Source organism: Schumannella luteola (genome assembly GCF_013408685.1).
GTDB lineage: Bacteria > Actinomycetota > Actinomycetes > Actinomycetales > Microbacteriaceae > Schumannella > Schumannella luteola.
In genome coordinates, this window is sequence record NZ_JACBZY010000001.1 from 3,099,358 (window position 1) to 3,115,962 (window position 16,605).

The window sequence follows — 16,605 nt, forward strand, 5'->3', positions numbered from 1 at the left end:
CCGGTGCGCTGGGCGTGCGCCGGCCGGATGTCTGCTGAGCGCCCGGGCGCGCATCCCGCACCGCCGACGGCACTCGCGCCAGGATGGCGGAATGCCCCTGCCCATCGAGGAGTACGCGCTCATCGGCGACGGTCGCACGGCCGCCCTGGTGGGCTCCGACGGCGGTATCGACTGGCTCTGCCTGCCCCGGTTCGACTCGGCGTCGGTGTTCGGCGCCCTGCTCGGCGACGACGACCACGGGCGGTGGATGCTCGCGCCGGCCGACGCGCGCGGCCGCCGCGCCGACGCGCGCGGCCGCCGCGCCGACGCGCGCGCCTACGTCGACGACACGGTCGTGCTCGCGACCCGCTGGGTGACCGACGAGGGCGAGATCGAGGTGCTCGACTTCCTGCCGAGCACGGAGGTGCGGGCCGACACGGGTGCGGGCACGGGAGCCGACACGGCCGAGCACCACACCCGCATCGACGTGGTGCGGCGGGTGCGCGGCATCCGCGGCACGGTGCGGGTGCGCCAGGAGCTGCGGATCCGATTCGACTACGCGGCCGCCCTGCCCTGGATGCGCCAGCTCGGCACCGACGCCGAGCCCGCGCTGAGTGCGACGGCCGGGCCGGATGCGCTCGTCATCCGCGGACCGCGTTTCGAGCCCGAAGACCACCGGCACGCCGCGGAGTTCGACGTGAGCGCCGGCGAGACGGTCGACACGGTGCTGAGCTGGCACCCGGCGCATCGCACTCCTCCGCCGCCGCTCGACGTCGATGCGGCGCTCGCGGGCACGCTCGCCGAGTGGCGCGACTGGATCGCCGACGCCGAGACGGGCGGGGTGCACGACGACGCCGTGCGCCGCTCGCTGCTGCTGCTGCGCGCCCTCACGCACCGCGACACCGGCGGCATCGTCGCGGCCTCGACCACGAGCCTGCCCGAGCAGCCCGGCGGTGCGCGCAACTGGGACTACCGCTTCGTCTGGCTGCGCGACGCGGCGCTGACGCTGCAGGCGCTCGTCGCCCGCGGCTTCCGCGCCGAGGCGCACCACTGGCGTGACTGGCTGCTGCGCGCCGTCGCCGGAGACCCGGGCGACCTGCAGATCATGTACGGGCTGGCGGGCGAGCGGCGGCTGCCCGAGTGGGAGGTGCCGACCCTGCCCGGCTACGACGGCGCATCCCCGGTGCGCGTCGGCAACGCGGCCAGCGAGCAGTTCCAGGCGGATGTGGTGGGCGAGGTCATCCTCGCGCTCGAGCAGACGCGGCGGGCCGGGGTCACAGAGGACCGCTTCTCGTGGTCGCTGCAGCAGGCGCTGCTCGGCTGGGTCGAGCAGCACCTCGACGAGCCCGACAACGGCGTCTGGGAGATCCGCGGCGAGCCGCAGTTCTTCGTGCACTCGCGCGTGCTGCTCTGGGCGGCCTTCGACGCGGCCGTGCGGGCGGTGAACGAGGGCGGACTCGAGGGCCCGGTCGAGCGCTGGGAGGAGCACCGCGATGCGCTGCGCGCCGAGATCGAGCAGAAGGGCGTCGACCCGGCGACCGGCGCCTTCCGTCAGCACTACGCGACGAGCGAGGTGGATGCGGCGCTGCTCGTCCTGCCCCAGGTCGGCTTCGTCGCAGCCGACGATCCGCGCATGCGCGCGACGGTCGAGCTGATCGAGAAGCAGCTCATGCCCGACGGTCTCGTGCTGCGCTACCGCACGACCTCGGGCGTCGACGGTCTCGCGGGTGACGAGAGCCCGTTCCTGGCGTGCTCGTTCTGGCTCGTGCAGGTCTACGCCGGGCAGGGTCGCCTCGACGAGGCGGAGGCTCTGCTCGACCGGCTGGTCGGGCTCGCGAACGACGTCGGGATGCTGTCGGAGGAGGTCGACGCGACGACCGGCGCGCACCGCGGCAACACACCGCAGGCGTTCTCGCACCTGAGCCTGGTGCGCGCGGCCGGCGCGGTCGCCGCGGCGCGGGCGGCGCGAGCGGGACGCTAGGCCCGGAACGCCGCCGCGAACACGGCCGCCATCCGGCGGGCCGAGGGCGCGATCCAGTACTCCACGAGACGGCGCCCGGTGACGGCGGCGCTGCGCGCGCTGACGAACCACGGCGGGGTCGGGAAGAGCGACGTCTCGCCGCCGGCGACCGAGCGCGGGAACGGCCGGAAGGGTCCGCGCAGCACGGTCTTCTCGGCGCCGTCGATGAGCAGCGCGTTGTGCACCTGGCCGATCCCGCTGCCGACGTCGGCGAGATGGTTGCCGGGATAGGCGCCCCAGGGCGCCGCCGCGGTCTGGAAGGCGACGCCCGTCCAGGCGTTGATCGCGACCGTGCCGTAGTGCAGTCGGGCGACCGCCTCGTCGAAGCCGCGCCCCAGCATCCGCTCGGTCGCCGGGTCGACGAGCACGTTGATGCCGAGGGTTCCGGCGACGCGCCGCGTGACGTGGTCGACTGCCGCATCGAGGAAGGATGCGGCATCGCCGGGCAGGTCGATCACGCCGAGGACGGGCGCGAAGTACTCGGTCGTCTCGACGGGCGCGCCGACGCCGGCCGCGCCGAGCTCGAGCAGCACCCGGGTGCCGTCGGGCCCGCAGCGCAGCGCGGTCGTATGCGCGCCGACCGCGGCCTGGGCTCGATCCGCGGCGCCGGGATACCAGTCGGGTCGGGCCGGAGCCCGGTCGATCGCGCGGCGCAGCTCGGCGAGGAAGCGCTCGCGCTGCGGCCAGTCGCCCGACACGATCACGAGCTGCCCGGCGATGCAGTTCGCGCCCGCGTTGTGCAGCCGCATCGTGGCGACGTGCTCGGCCTGGTAGCGCAGGTCGGCGGGGCTCCAGCGCCCCGGCACGACGATGATCGGCGAGACGCCGCCGAGCTCGCTCGAGATCGGGATCCGCAGTCTCGGGTCGTTCGCGGCCTTGCGCGTGCGCCCCTCCTCGCCCGTGCCGAAGACGATCGCGTCGTGGCTCGCGGCGCTGCCGGTGATGTGCACGTGCGCGACGCGAGCATGCGCGGTGAGCTGCGCGCCGACCTCCGCCCCGCCCTCGACGATGCGCAGCACGTCGGCGCGGATGAGCGGCCCGAGCGCCTTCTCGAACACGGGCGTCATCGCCGCCATGACCGGGTTCGGCTTGAGGATGACGACGCGGTTGCCGGCGACGAGCTCGCTGAGCACATCGAGCGCGGGGATCGCGGTGATGTTGCCGGCGCCGAGCACGAGCCCGATGCCGCCGGTGTCGGCGGGATGACGCTGACCGAGCCCGGCGCGCGCCCGCGCCTGCCCCTCGCCGATGCCCGGCTGAAGCCAGACCTCCGCCCGGAAGCCGTTGAGCAGCAGCTCCTCGTCGCGGGTGCGCGGCAGCGCGCGCACGGTCGTGCGGCCGCCGACGGCCATGCCCAGGGTCTCGCCCTCGAGCGGGCTGCCGCCGGCGGCGAGCCGGTCGAGCGAGTCGGCGAGCAGCGCGGTCGCCGTGAGCAGGCCGTAGGGGCCCGAGAGCCACTCCTCGCCCTCCAGCGGCGAGCCGACGGGGATGCCCTTCATGCGCGAGGCCGTGAGCGCCCACTCCTCGGCGCACCCGGCGACCGCGGCGCGCACCTCGCGCAGCAGCGCCGCCCGCGAGGGCAGCGACCGCTCGGCCCAGGCGCGCTCGCCGCGCTCGAGGTCGGCGATGGCGGCGTCGATGACCTCGGCCGCGACGGACTCGGCGGACTGCTGCTCGGCCATGTGCGCTCTCCCTCGATCGCCTGGGTCGATCATCCCAGTCCCCTCGCCGGGCGTCGACGACGACGCGGCGGCCGCACAGCTCGGAGCTCCCGCTCGTCGGAGGACCCAGCGCTCAGAGCGTGAGCGCGAGCTCCCGCAGCTGCTCCTCGGCGGCGGCGCGCTCGGCGTGCGCCCGCTCGCGCAGCGGCTCGAGGGCGGGCACCGTGTCGGCGAGCGTGAGCGCGCAGGTCACGACATCGACCTTCATGCCGAGCGCATCGCCGAGCACGAGCCGCAGCGGCGGCACCGTGTGGTCCCACTCGGCGGTCGGCGTGCCGGCGTCGTAGACCGCGCCGCGGCTCGAGACGATCACGGCCGGGCGCCCGGCGACCGGCTGCGTCGGCTCCTCGCCGAAGGTCGTCGTCGTGCCGGGCACGTGGATGTTGTCGATCCACACCTTGAGCGTCGACGGAAGCGAGTAGTTGTACATGGGCGCGCCGACGAGCAGCACGTCGGCGGCAATGAGCTCGGCGATGAGCTCCTCCTGCAGCGCGACGGCGGCGGGATCCGGCGCCGCGTCGGCGGGGCGCAGCTCGGGCGCCCAGTGCAGATCCGGGTCGCCGAAGTGCGGCAGCGGGTCGCGGTGCAGGTCGCGCACGACGACGGTGTGGTCGTCGCCGCGCGAGGTCCAGGCGGCGACGAAGGCGTCGCTGAGCGCACGTGACACCGAACCGGTCAGGTCGGCGGAGGAATCGAGACGGAGCAGCTGCGGCATGACCTCACGCTAGCGGCGCGTCGCCACCCGCTCCAGGGATGCCCGCCGCGCGGGCCGGTTCGGCGTAGGCACGGGAGAGTGAGGCGACGGTGTCGTGCGCATTGAGCCCGCTCGGGTTCGGCACGACCCACAGACGGGCCCCGGCGATCCCCTCGGGCTGCTCGCCGGAGACGGCCTTCGCCCGGCCGAAGCCCTGACGGTAGGCGGTGATGCCGGCGACCGCGACGACCGCGGGCCGGTGCTCGGCGACGAGGTCGGCGAGCCGCTCGGCGCCCGCGCGCAGCTCGGCGCGATCGAGCTCGTCGGCCCGTGCCGTGGCGCGGTCGACGAGGTTGGCGATGCCGACGCCGGCCTCGACGATCGTGGCCCGCTCCGCGTCGTCGAGGCCCGCGGCGAACTGCGGCAGCCAGGGCAGGATGCCGGCGGCGACGAGCGCCGGGTAGAAGCGGTTGCCGGGATGCGCGAAGTGGGTGCGCGTCGCGGCGGTCCAGAGTCCGGGGTTGATGCCGACGAACAGCAGCTTCAGTCCCGGGCCGAGCAGCGGCTCGACCGTCGTGCCGCGCAGGGCGTCGAGCTCGGCGCGTGTGAACCGCGGAACCGGCCGCGGGTCGCCGGGCCCGCGCGGCGCGACCGCAGGTATCGGAGTCAGCTCTTCGCCTTCGCCGCCGCCTTCGCGGCCTTCTTGAACTCGCGCACCTCGAGCAGTGACTCCTTGTCGTGGATGTCGGCGACCGATCGCGTCGAGCCCTCCTCGCCGTAGGGGGCCGAGGCCTCGCGCCAGCCGGCCGCATCCACGCCGTACTGCTTGCCGAGCAGCGCGAGGAAGATCTTCGCCTTCTGCTCGCCGAAGCCGGGCAGGGCCTTGAGCCGCTTCAGGATCTCGGGGCCGTCGGGCTCCCCGCGCGTCCAGAGCGCGGCCGCGTCTCCGCCCCAGTCCTCTTCAAGCGCCGCGGCGAGCGCCTGCACGCGCCCGGCCATCGAGCCCGGGAAGCGGTGCACCGAGGGCGTCTGCTTGAAGACGGCGACGAGCTCCTCGGGGTCGTAGTGCGCGAGCTGCGCGGCATCGAGACCGCCGACGCGGTCGCGGATCTTCGCCGGACCGGTGAAGGCCGTCTCCATGGCGATCTGCTGGTCGAGCAGCATCCCGATCAGCAGCGCGAGCGGGTCGGAGGAGAGCAGCTCGTCGGCGACGGCGTCTCCGGTGATGGTCAGCGTCGGGCTCATGCGGTCAGCCTAGGCCCCGGTCGTCGCGGCTCAGAGGGCCGCATCGCGCGCGGATCCGTCGGCCGAGCGCGCCTCCGCGGCCGAGTGCTCCTCCGCCGCAAGCTCCTGCGCGCCCTTGGCCAGCTGCACGACGCCGACCGCACCGGCGGCGCCCACGGCGAGCGCGGTCAGCGCCCCGCGCAGGCCGCCGCGCTTCCGGCCGCGGATGGCATCCACCGACAGCTTCCCCGGCCCGTCGGCGGCGATCGCCGTCAGCGCCGTGATGAGCACGGCGTTGAACTCCCAGCCGCCCTTCGTGTTCCAGAACCCGTTGCGCCAGTGCACCTTCTGCGTCGCGACGAGCATGGTCGCGATCAGCCCGCCCGCGGCGAGCGGGGTCGCGGCGCCGAGCGCGATGGCGGCGCCGCCGGCGGTCTCGGTCAGCGCCACCGCACGGGCGTTGCGGGCGGCGGGCGTCATCCCCGTCTTCTCCATCATCTGCTCGGTGCCCTCGAGCCCCGGGCCGCCGAAGGCCCCGGTGAGCTTCTGAAGTCCGTGGCCGACGAAGACGCCGCCGACGACGAGACGGAGGACGAGGGTTCCGATGCGCATGAGGCGACGCTAGGCGCGAGGACGGACGCGAGTGAGGGGCTCTCCCCCAGCGCACAGGCTCGGCGGCGGGGCCGGCGCGGTAATGCTGAGCGGATCTCGTAGGGTGGCCGCGTGACCTATTCCCCCTACTCGGACGAGTTCTGGCAGTACTTCGCGCTCACCTTCGGTGTGATCTACGGCTTCGCTCTGCTGTTCGGCCTGGCGGTGTGGGTGGTCACCGCGATCGCGATGATGCGGTTCTTCCGCAAGGTGGGGGTCGAGGGATGGATCGCGTGGATCCCGATCTACAACCAGTGGAAGTTCCTCGAGGTCGGCGGGCACCACGGCGCGCTCGCGCTGCTCTCCCTGGTGCCGGTCGGCTCGTACGTCGTGCTCGTGTTCCAGATCATCGGCATGCACCGCATCGGGATCTCCTTCGGCAAAGACTCGGGCTTCCTGGTGCTCGGCATCTTCCTGCCGTTCGTATGGATGTTCCTGCTCGCCCGCCCGCAGGAGTTCTACGACCTGAACCGGCTGGCCTGGGCCGGGCAGCCGATGCCGCGGGCCGGCTACGGGGCGGTGCCGCGCTGAGCGAGCGCGGCGCGTCGGCGCCGAAGCGAGCGGAGAGGATGGAGCCGTGGATGCGTTCGGCCGGCTGCGCGAGGAGATCCGCGCGCATCCCGGCAACGCGGCCTTCACCGCGGCGGGCTGGGAGCCGATCTTCACGGCGAGCGCTGCGGCGCGCATCCTCGTAGTCGGCCAGGCGCCCGGCCGGCGAGCGCAGGAGAGCGCGATCCCGTGGGACGACGCGAGCGGCGCGCGGCTCTTCGATTGGCTCGGCGTGAGCGAGGCCGAGTTCCGCGATCCGGAGCGCTTCGCGATGCTGCCCATGGACTTCTACTACCCGGGCCGCGGGACCGGCGGTGATCTGCCGCCGCGGCCGGGCTTCGCCGCACGCTGGCATCCGCCGCTCCTCGCGCTGATGCCGCGCATCCGCCTGACCCTGCTGATCGGACGCTACGCGCATCAGCACTACCTGCCCGAGCTGCGGCGCTCGACCCTGACCGCGATCGTGCGCGACTGGCGGTCGCACCTACCGGGCGTGGTGCCGCTCGTGCACCCGTCGCCCCTGAACTTCCGTTGGCAGGCGCGCAACCCGTGGTTCGTCGACGAGCTGGTGCCCGAGCTGCGCCAGGCGGTCGCAGCGCAGCTCGGGCGCGACGCGAGCCCTAGTTGAGCGCCGGGGTGTCGGTCGGGATGACGCCCGAGCCGTAGAGGTCGGCGGCCAGATCGCGCACGGCGCGGAGCGCCACGCGCTGCACGAGCGGTCCGTAGGAGATGCGGGCGACGCCGAGCGCCTCGTACTCGGCCGCGGGCAGCGCGCCGGGCAGTCCGATGACGCTGAGCTTGCCGCGGCCGAGGCCGGCGACGAGCTGCTCGACATCCTCGCGGGCGACCGCGCCGGGCACGAACACGGCCGTCGCGCCCTCGTCGAGGAAGGCCTTGCCGCGGGCGATCGCGTCGGCGATGCTGTCAGCCTTCGCGCGGTCGCCGCCACGGGCGATCGCGTCGGTGCGGGCGTTGAGCTGGAAGTCGACGCCCTCGGCCTGCGCGGCGGCGATGATCGCGCGCACGCGGGCGACCGACTCGTCGAAGGCCTTGAGCCGGTCTTCGACGTTCGCGCCGACGACGCCGATGCCGATCGCGCGGCGGGTCGTCTCACCCGGGTCGCTGTAGCCGTCGTCGAGGTCGGCGGTGACGGGCAGCTCGGTGGCGGCGACGATCGGCTCGATCGCCTTCAGCGCCACGTCGAGCGGCATGCCGCCGTCGGCGTAGCCGAGGCTCGCGGCGATCGAGTGGCCGGCGGTGGCGATCGCGGTCGTGCCGGGCACTTCGGCGACGACCTTCGTCGAGACCGCATCCCACACGTTCACGACGCGGAGGATCGTGTCGCTCTCATAGAGGCCGCGCAGTGCGGCGGCCTTGCTGTTCACATCGGTGCTGGCGGAGTCGCTGGCGTCATCACTCATGCCGCCGACGCTAGCGAAGCGTGAGGATCGCGCGCTCGGCCGTATGGATTCCGTCAGGGCCCGTTCAGACAGGCTCCGGCGGGTGTTCTCTCGACACCGTCGTCACCGGATGTGACGGCCGGCGCCCCGCAGGATCACGGTCGCGCCGCCACCCTCGAGACCAGAGAGACACCCGTGCTGGACCTCGTCTACGTGATCGGCGCCCTCGCCGTCTTCGCGCTGATCGCGCTGCTCGGCAAGGCGGTCGAGAAGCTGTGATCGTCATCACCGTCATCGCCGCCGTGCTCGGCGTCGCCGCCCTGGGCTACCTCGTCGTGGCCCTGCTCGAACCCGAGCGATTCTGATGGATGCGACGACATTCCTGAACGGCGCCTCCTGGCTCGCCGCCGGGCTCGCGCTCCTCGTGCTCGTCGTGGTGCTGGGCCTGGCCCACCGCATCCTCGGCGACTACCTCACCCGCGTCTACACGACCGAGAAGGACTGGCGCGTCGAGCGCGGCCTCTACCGCGTGATCGGCGTGGATCCCCGCGCCGAGCAGAGCTGGCCCGCCTACCTGCGCGGCGTGCTCGCCTTCTCGCTCGTCGGGCTGCTGCTCGTCTACCTGCTGCAGCGCATCCAGCCCTGGCTGCCCTACTCCCTGGGGCTGCCCGCGCCGTCGGAACCGCTGTCGTTCAACACGGCGGCGTCGTTCGTGGCCAACACGAACTGGCAGTCGTACTCCCCCGAGGTCTCCCTCGGCTACACCGTGCAGCTCGCCGGCCTCGCCGTGCAGAACTTCGTCTCGGCCGCCGTCGGCATCGCCGTCGCCGTCGCTCTGGTGCGCGGCTTCGCGTACCGCCGCACCGGCACGATCGGCAACTTCTGGGTCGACCTGCTGCGCGGCTGCCTGCGCGTGCTGCTGCCGATCTCGGTGGTCGGCGCGGTCGTGCTCATCGCCGGCGGCGTCATCCAGAACCTCTCCGGCTTCCAGACCGCGACGACGCTCGTGGGCGGCACGCAGAGCATCCCCGGCGGGCCGGTCGCCTCGCAGGAGGTGATCAAGCTGCTCGGCACGAACGGCGGCGGCTTCTTCAACACCAACTCGGCGCACCCCTTCGAGAACCCCACCGGCTGGACGAACCTGTTCGAGATCGTGCTCATGCTGGCGATCCCGGTCGCTCTGCCGCGTCTCTTCGGTCGGATGGTCGGCGACCTGCGCCAGGGCTACGCCGTCCTCGCCGCGATGGGCGTGATCTTCGTCGCCTCGTTCGCGCTCATGACCTGGGCCGAGCTCGCCGGCGGCGGATCCGCCACACACGCGGCCGGCGGCGCGATGGAGGGCAAGGAGCAGCGCTTCGGCATCGTCGGGTCGACGCTGTTCTCGACCACGAGCACGGCCACATCGACCGGCGCCGTCAACGCGATGCACGACTCCTTCACGCCGTTCGGCGGCATGATGGCGCTGCTCAACATGATGATCGGCGAGCTCGCGCCCGGCGGCGTCGGTTCGGGCCTCTACGGCATCCTCGTGATCGCGGTCATCGCCGTCTTCATCGCCGGCCTGCTGGTCGGGCGCACCCCCGAGTACCTGGGCAAGAAGATCGGCGCCCGCGAGATCAAGCTCGCGAGCCTCTACATCCTCGTGACGCCCGCGCTCGTGCTCATCGGCACGGCGCTGAGCTTCGCGATCCCGGCGATCCGGGCGGATGTCGTGACGACCTCGATCTGGAATCCCGGCATCCACGGCTTCAGCGAGGTGCTCTACGCCTTCACCTCGGCGGCGAACAACAACGGCTCGGCGTTCGCGGGTCTCACCGCGAACACCCCCTGGTTCAACACCGCCCTGGGCGTGGCGATGCTGCTCGGCCGCTTCGTGCCGATCGTGCTCGTGCTGGCCCTCGCCGGCTCGCTCGCCGCGCAGGATCGGGTGCCCGTCACCGCGGGAACCCTGCCCACCCACCGGCCGCAGTTCATCGGCCTCCTCATCGGCGTGATCGTGATCGTCACCGCGCTGACCTACTTCCCCGTTCTCGCGCTGGGTCCCCTGGCGGAAGGGCTGAGCTGACCATGTCCATCTCCACTCCCACGCCGGCGGCCGACGCCGCCCCCGAACCGGCCCGCTCGACGGGCGCATCCGACGCGACCGGCGCGCCCCGCGCCCCGCAGCGCCGCGCCGGCATCACGCCCCGCCAGCTCGCGGCCGCCGTCCCCGGCGCCCTGCGCAAGCTCGACCCGCGCCGCATGTGGCGCAGCCCCGTCATGTTCGTCGTCGGGGTCGGCGCCGCGCTCACCACGGTGATCGCGATCGCCGAGCCCTTCCTCGGCGGGCCCGGCACGTCCGGCGGCACGGTCGTGCCCGGCGGCTTCACGGTCGCGATCGCGGTCTGGCTCTGGCTGACCGTGCTGTTCGCGAACCTCGCCGAATCGGTCGCCGAGGGCCGCGGCAAGGCTCAGGCCGACTCGCTGCGCCAGACCCGCACGAGCACCGTCGCGCACCGACTGGGCAGCTGGGATGCGGCGCATCCGTCCGCCGAGGGCGCCCCGCTCGAGGAGGTGTCGTCGGCGGATCTCAGGCTCGGCGACCACGTCGTCGTCACGGCCGGCGAGCTCGTGCCCGGCGACGGCGACATCGTCTGGGGCATCGCGAGCGTCGACGAGTCGGCGATCACCGGAGAGTCGGCTCCGGTCATCCGCGAGTCCGGCGGCGACCGCAGCGCCGTCACCGGCGGCACCCGTGTGCTCAGCGACCGCATCGTCGTGCGCGTGACCTCGAAGCCCGGCGAGACCTTCGTCGACCGGATGATCGCGCTCGTCGAGGGCGCCAGTCGGCAGAAGACTCCGAACGAGATCGCCCTCGACATCCTGCTCGCCTCGCTGTCGATCGTGTTCGTGCTGGTCGTGCTCGTGCTCAACCCGATGGCGTCGTACGCGGCGGCGCCGGCGAGCATCGCCGTGCTGATCGCGCTGCTGGTGTGCCTCATCCCCACGACGATCGGCGCCCTGCTCTCGGCGATCGGCATCGCCGGGATGGACCGCCTCGTGCAGCGCAACGTGCTCGCCATGTCGGGCCGCGCCGTCGAGGCCGCGGGCGACGTGACGACGCTGCTGCTCGACAAGACAGGGACCATCACCTACGGCAACCGGCGCGCGACCGCGGTCGTGCCGCTCGAGGGTGTGACCGAGCAGCAGCTTCTGCTCGCCGCGGCCCGCTCCTCGCTCGCCGACCCGACGCCCGAGGGCAGCTCGATCGTCGAGCTCGCCCGCGCGGCCGGCATCGACCCGGGCAGCTCGGAGCAGCTCGGCGGCGAGGCGGTGCCCTTCACGGCTCAGACCCGGATGAGCGGACTCGACCTGCCCGACGGCAGCCGCATCCGCAAGGGCGCCGCGAGCGCCGTCGTGACCTGGATCGGCGCCGAGGACCGGCCGCTGAGGCGGGAGACCGAGGCCGAGCTCGACCGGATCGTGCACGACATCTCGCAGTCGGGCGGCACGCCTCTGGTCGTCGCCGTGGACGAGCGGGCGGTCGACGAGTCGGGCAGCCGCATCCGCCCCCTCGGCGTCGTGCACCTCAAAGACGTCGTGAAAGACGGACTGCGTGAGCGCTTCGCCGAGCTGCGCAGCATGGGCATCCGCACCGTCATGATCACGGGCGACAATCCGCTGACCGCGAAGGCGATCGCCGACGAGGCCGGTGTCGACGACTTCCTTGCCGAGGCGACGCCCGAGGACAAGCTGGCGCTGATCCGCCGCGAGCAGGCCGGCGGCGCGATGGTCGCGATGACCGGCGACGGCACGAACGATGCGCCCGCGCTCGCCCAGGCGGATGTCGGGGTGGCCATGAACACGGGCACCTCGGCCGCGAAGGAGGCCGGCAACATGGTCGACCTCGACAGCGACCCGACGAAGCTCATCGACGTGGTGCGCATCGGCAAGCAGCTGCTCATCACCCGCGGCGCGCTGACGACGTTCTCGATCGCGAACGACGTGGCGAAGTACTTCGCGATCATCCCGGCGATGTTCATGGGCGTGTTCCCGCAGCTCGCGGCGCTCAACATCATGGGGCTGCACTCCCCCGCCTCGGCGGTGCTGTCGGCGATCGTGTTCAACGCGCTCGTGATCGTGGCGCTCATCCCGCTGGCGCTGCGCGGCGTGCGGTACCGGGCCGGATCGGCGTCGCAGATCCTTGGACGCAACCTGCTGATCTACGGCCTCGGCGGGGTGATCGCCCCGTTCATCGGCATCTGGCTGATCGACCAGCTCGTGCGCCTGATCCCCGGGTTCTGAGTCCGTCGCTCAAGCCCCGCCGCTCACGAGACACGAGAAGAAGAGAGTCATGAACACGTCCTCCCGCACCACCGCCCGCACGCTCGGCGTCGCCGTGCGCGCCATGGTGGTCTTCACCCTGCTGCTCGGCGTCGCCTACACGGCCGTCGTGACCGGCATCGCACAGCTGCTGCTGCCGGCTCCGGCGAACGGCTCGCTCCTGCGGTCGGCCGACGGCAGCCTCACCGGCTCGTCGCTGATCGGGCAGTCGTTCACGACGAAGAAGGGCGAGCCGCTCGCGCAGTGGTTCCAGTCCCGCCCCTCCGCCGCCGGTGAGACCGGATACGACGCGGGCGCCTCGTCAGGATCGAACCTCGGCCCGAACAGCGCCGATCTGGAGAAGGCCGTGCGCGAGCGCCGGGCGCAGGTCGCCGCGTTCAACCACGTCGACACGGCTGACGTGCCGGTGGATGCGGTCACCGCCTCCGGCTCGGGGCTCGACCCGCACATCAGCCCGGCCTATGCGCTGCTGCAGGTCGAGCGCGTCGCTGCGGCCCGCGACCTGCCCGCGGCGACCGTGCGCGCGCTCGTCGAGAAGCACATCCAGGGCCCCGACCTCGGGTTCCTCGGGCAGTCGACTGTCAACGTGCTAGAACTCAACAGCGCGCTGGCGGAGCTGACGCGCTGATGCGGCGGGAGGACTGAGCGTGGGCAGGGGTCGGCTGCGAGTGCTGCTCGGCGCGGCGCCCGGCGTCGGCAAGACCTTCACGATGCTGGAGGAGGGCCGGCGGCTCGGCGGAGAGGGCCGCGACGTCGTCGTCGCGATCGTCGAGACGCACGGCCGGGCCGCGACCGCCGCGCTCGCCGAGGGCCTCGAGACCGTGCCGCGCCGCCGGGTCGAGCACCGCGGCGTCGACCTCGACGAGATGGATCTCGACGCCGTGCTCGCGCGCCGCCCCGGCATCGCCCTCGTCGACGAGCTCGCGCACACGAACGCGCCCGGCTCGACGAACGAGAAGCGCTGGCAGGACGTCGCGACCCTGCTGGATGCCGGCATCGACGTGATCACGACCGTCAACATCCAGCACATCGAGTCGCTCGGCGACGTCGTGCAGCAGATCACCGGCGTGCCGCAGCGCGAGACGATCCCCGACCGGGTGCTGCGCTCGGCCGACCAGATCGAGGTCATCGACCTCGATCCACAGGCGCTGCGCGACCGGCTCGCCGGCGGACGCATCTACCCCGCCGAGCGGGTGGATGCGGCGCTCGCCAACTACTTCCGGCTCGGCAACCTGACGGCCCTGCGCGAGCTGGCGCTGCTCTGGCTCGCCGACGAGGTCGACACGGCGCTGAAGTCGTACCGCGAGGCGCACGGCATCGACTCCACCTGGGAGGCCCGCGAGCGCGTCGTCGTCACGCTGACGGGCGGACCCGAGGGCGAGACGCTGCTGCGCCGCGGCGCGCGGATCGCCGCGCGCTCCTCGGGCGGCGAGCTGCTGGCGGTGCACGTGACCACGCAGGACGGCCTGCGCCAGGGCGACCCCGAAGACCTCGCCCGGCAGCGCGCGCTCGTCGAGAAGCTCGGCGGCAGCTACCACCAGGTCGTCGGCGACGACGTGCCGCGGGCGCTGGTCGACTTCGCGAAGGGCCGCAACGCGACGCAGCTCGTGATCGGCGTGAGCCGGCGCTCGCGGCTGCAGGCGGCGCTGACCGGTCCCGGCATCGGCGCGACCGTCATCCGCGAGTCGGGCGACATCGACGTGCACATCGTCAATCACGCCTCCGCCGGCGGCCGCGCCCGGCTCCCCCGGCTCGGCGGGGCGCTCAGCCTGCGCCGGCGCGTGGCCGGCTTCGCGCTCGCGCTCGTCGGCGGACCGCTGCTGACCTGGCTGCTCGTGGCGCTGCGCTCCGACGACTCGATCACGAGCGACGTGCTCGCCTTCCAGCTGCTCGTCGTGATCGTCGCGCTCGTCGGCGGCGTCTGGCCGGCGCTGTTCGCCGCCGTGCTGTCGGGTGTGACGCTCGACTTCTTCTTCGTGCAGCCCTTCTACACGGTCACGATCGACAAGCCGCTGCACCTCCTGGCGATCCTGCTCTACGTCGTCATCGCGATCCTGGTGAGCGTCATCGTCGACCGCGCCGCCCGGCAGACCCGCGCCGCGCTGCGTGCCGCGAGCGAGGCCGAGTTGCTCGCGACCGTGTCGGGCAGCGTGCTGCGCGGGGCGGATGCCGTGGTCGCGCTCGTCGCCCGCACGCGCGAGGCCTTCGGGCTGAGCCGGGTGCGGCTCGTCGACGGGGAGTCAGTGCTGGCAGAAGAAGGAACGGCGGATGCGGGCGCCGCCGCGGCCGGCGCTCCGCTCACCCGGGTCGCGGTCGGCGCGCGGGCCACGCTCGAGCTCGAGGGCGCCGATCTCGCCGCCGACGAGCAGCGGCTGCTGGCCGCGATCGCCGCGCAGCTCGACGCCGCTCTCGAGCACCGCGACCTCGCCGAGGTGGCGAGCGAGATCGCCCCGCTCGCCGCGAACGACAAGGTGCGCAGCGCCCTGCTCTCGGCGCTGAGCCACGACCTGCGGCGCCCGCTCGCGGCGGCGACGGCCGCGATCGGCGGACTCCGCACGGCCGGCGACGCGCTCAGCGACGACGATCGCCGCGAGTTGCTGGCGACCGCCGACGAGAGCCTCGGCGCGCTCGCCCAGCTCGTGACCGACCTGCTCGACGTCAGCCGACTGCAGGCCGGCGTGCTCGCGGTGGCGACCCAGCCGGTCGATCCGGCCGACGTCATCCTGCCGGCCCTCGAAGAGCTCGCGGTCGAGCTCGGCGGCGGGCGCGGGCGCTGGCCCGGGCCCGGGCCCCGCGACCGCGCCGAGGCGGCCGCCGGGCCCGACCGCGTCACGCTCGACCTCGCCCCCGACCTGCCGACCGCGGCCGCCGACCCGGTGCTGCTGCAGCGCGTCGTCGTCAACCTCGTCGCGAACGCGCTGCGCCACAGCCCCGCGGGCGCACCCGTCACGATCACGACGAGCAGCTTCGGCGACCGCGTCGAGCTGCGCGTGATCGACCGCGGGCCCGGCATCCCGCCCGAGCGGCGCGATGATGTCTTCGTGCCCTTCCAGCGTCTCGGCGACACCGACAACTCCGTCGGCCTCGGCCTCGGCCTCGCCCTGTCGCGCGGCTTCGTCGAGGGGATGCGCGGCACGCTCACGCCCGAGGACACGCCCGGGGGCGGACTGACGATGGTGGTCGCCTTGCCGATCTCGACGGTCTCCGAGGGCGGGAGCGCCGCGTGAGGATCCTCATCGCCGATGACGACCCGCAGATCCTGCGCGCGCTGCGCATCACGCTCGGCGCGCAGGGCTACGACGTCGTGACGGCCGGCGACGGCAGGGCCGCGATCGCCGCCGCGATCGAGCACCACCCCGACCTCGTGATGCTCGACCTCGGCATGCCGCAGCTCGACGGCCTCGACGTGATCGCGGCGCTGCGCGGCTGGTCGACCGCGCCGATCCTGGTCGTCTCCGGCCGCACGGGCGCGGCCGACAAGGTGGATGCGCTCGACGCCGGCGCCGACGACTACGTCACGAAACCCTTCTCGATCGAGGAGCTGATGGCGCGGATCCGGGCCCTGACCCGGCGTTTCGCCGCGGCCGGCTCGGCGCCGGTCGTGCGCTTCGGCGACGTGACCGTCGATCTCGCGGCGCACACCGTGACGCGCGGCGGCGAGGCCGGCTCCGGCGCCGGTGGCGGCGCGCCTGGCGCGCCCGTGCGCCTCACGCCGACCGAGTGGCAGATGCTCGAGCTGCTCATCCGCAACCCCGGACGCCTCGTCACCCGGCAGACCCTGCTGACGGAGATCTGGGGCTCGCAGCACGTCGCCGATACCGGCTATCTGCGGCTCTACATCGCCCAGCTGCGCAAGAAGCTGGAGACCGATCCGTCCACTCCGCGACACCTCCTGACCGAGTCCGGGATGGGCTATCGCCTCGTTCTCGATGAAGAGAAGACGAATTGAGACCGATTCGACGTTCTCCTGGACGCCGGAACCCCTTAGACTTCAGCGAATACCGCCGCGTCGTCCACGTCGCAGCACAACTCACAACGCAAGGA

Annotated in this window: 16 protein-coding genes; 10 read left to right on the forward strand and 6 right to left on the reverse strand. The window is 73.1% G+C overall.

Going from position 1 to position 16,605, the window contains the following annotated elements; translation table 11 throughout:
* Positions 1–91 precede the first annotated feature (91 nt).
* Positions 92–1,960 (forward strand): glycoside hydrolase family 15 protein, encoded by a 1,869-nt coding sequence (locus tag BJ979_RS14090; protein ID WP_179568815.1) that lies wholly within the window; start codon positions 92–94, stop codon positions 1,958–1,960.
* Here the strand turns inward: BJ979_RS14090 and BJ979_RS14095 are convergent.
* The 5 genes from BJ979_RS14095 to BJ979_RS14115 form a co-directional block, all read right to left on the reverse strand.
* Positions 1,957–3,681 carry an aldehyde dehydrogenase family protein gene (locus tag BJ979_RS14095; RefSeq protein WP_179568818.1) on the reverse strand — a complete coding sequence of 575 codons (1,725 nt, stop codon included), beginning with the start codon at positions 3,679–3,681 and terminating at the stop codon, positions 1,957–1,959. The genes BJ979_RS14090 and BJ979_RS14095 overlap by 4 nt on opposite strands.
* 112 nt (positions 3,682–3,793) lie before the next feature.
* On the reverse strand, positions 3,794–4,435 hold the full coding sequence (locus tag BJ979_RS14100; RefSeq protein ID WP_179568820.1) for an FMN-dependent NADH-azoreductase: 642 nt from the start codon (positions 4,433–4,435) through the stop codon (positions 3,794–3,796).
* A 4-nt stretch (positions 4,436–4,439) separates the two neighbouring features.
* Entirely contained in the window at positions 4,440–5,171 is a 732-nt protein-coding gene (locus BJ979_RS14105; protein WP_343046787.1) for a mismatch-specific DNA-glycosylase, read from the reverse strand.
* Positions 5,081–5,659: an HhH-GPD-type base excision DNA repair protein gene (locus BJ979_RS14110; protein ID WP_179568822.1), complete on the reverse strand. Its 579-nt coding sequence runs from the start codon at positions 5,657–5,659 to the stop codon at positions 5,081–5,083. The genes BJ979_RS14105 and BJ979_RS14110 overlap by 91 nt, the downstream gene beginning before the upstream one ends.
* Positions 5,660–5,689: 30 nt before the next feature.
* Positions 5,690–6,250, reverse strand: a complete 561-nt coding sequence (locus BJ979_RS14115) for a DoxX family protein (RefSeq protein WP_179568825.1) — start codon at positions 6,248–6,250, stop codon at positions 5,690–5,692.
* 111 nt (positions 6,251–6,361) lie between these two features.
* Between BJ979_RS14115 and BJ979_RS14120 the strand changes: the two genes are divergently transcribed.
* Positions 6,362–6,820: a DUF5684 domain-containing protein gene (locus BJ979_RS14120; RefSeq protein WP_179568827.1), complete on the forward strand. Its 459-nt coding sequence runs from the start codon at positions 6,362–6,364 to the stop codon at positions 6,818–6,820.
* Between the two features lie 46 nt (positions 6,821–6,866).
* Positions 6,867–7,466, forward strand: a complete 600-nt coding sequence (locus tag BJ979_RS14125; protein WP_179568829.1) for a uracil-DNA glycosylase family protein — start codon at positions 6,867–6,869, stop codon at positions 7,464–7,466.
* Here BJ979_RS14125 and BJ979_RS14130 read toward each other — a convergent pair.
* Positions 7,459–8,259 (reverse strand): isocitrate lyase/PEP mutase family protein, encoded by an 801-nt coding sequence (locus BJ979_RS14130; RefSeq protein ID WP_179568831.1) that lies wholly within the window; start codon positions 8,257–8,259, stop codon positions 7,459–7,461. The genes BJ979_RS14125 and BJ979_RS14130 overlap by 8 nt on opposite strands.
* A gap of 111 nt (positions 8,260–8,370) precedes the next feature.
* Between BJ979_RS14130 and BJ979_RS14135 the strand changes: the two genes are divergently transcribed.
* From BJ979_RS14135 to BJ979_RS14165, 7 genes are read left to right on the forward strand one after another with little or no spacing between them, the layout of a single operon-like run.
* Positions 8,371–8,517, forward strand: coding sequence for a hypothetical protein (locus BJ979_RS14135; RefSeq protein ID WP_179568833.1), 147 nt, complete (start codon positions 8,371–8,373; stop codon positions 8,515–8,517).
* Positions 8,514–8,603 (forward strand): K(+)-transporting ATPase subunit F, encoded by a 90-nt coding sequence (gene kdpF, locus BJ979_RS17700; protein ID WP_179568835.1) that lies wholly within the window; start codon positions 8,514–8,516, stop codon positions 8,601–8,603. The genes BJ979_RS14135 and kdpF overlap by 4 nt, the downstream gene beginning before the upstream one ends.
* Entirely contained in the window at positions 8,603–10,303 is a 1,701-nt protein-coding gene (gene kdpA / locus BJ979_RS14145) for a potassium-transporting ATPase subunit KdpA (protein WP_179568837.1), read from the forward strand. The genes kdpF and kdpA overlap by 1 nt, the downstream gene beginning before the upstream one ends.
* 2 nt (positions 10,304–10,305) lie before the next feature.
* Entirely contained in the window at positions 10,306–12,522 is a 2,217-nt protein-coding gene (gene kdpB / locus BJ979_RS14150; protein WP_179568839.1) for a potassium-transporting ATPase subunit KdpB, read from the forward strand.
* Positions 12,523–12,571: 49 nt separating this feature from the next.
* Positions 12,572–13,189, forward strand: coding sequence for a potassium-transporting ATPase subunit KdpC (gene kdpC / locus BJ979_RS14155; RefSeq protein ID WP_179568841.1), 618 nt, complete (start codon positions 12,572–12,574; stop codon positions 13,187–13,189).
* Between the two features lie 19 nt (positions 13,190–13,208).
* Complete coding sequence (locus BJ979_RS14160) at positions 13,209–15,788, forward strand: DUF4118 domain-containing protein (protein WP_179568843.1); 2,580 nt, start codon at positions 13,209–13,211, stop codon at positions 15,786–15,788.
* The gene (locus BJ979_RS14165; protein WP_179568845.1) at positions 15,785–16,510 is read left to right on the forward strand and encodes a response regulator; all 726 of its coding nucleotides are present in this window, start codon (positions 15,785–15,787) and stop codon (positions 16,508–16,510) included. Before BJ979_RS14160 ends, BJ979_RS14165 begins: the two co-directional genes overlap by 4 nt.
* Positions 16,511–16,605 lie beyond the last annotated feature (95 nt).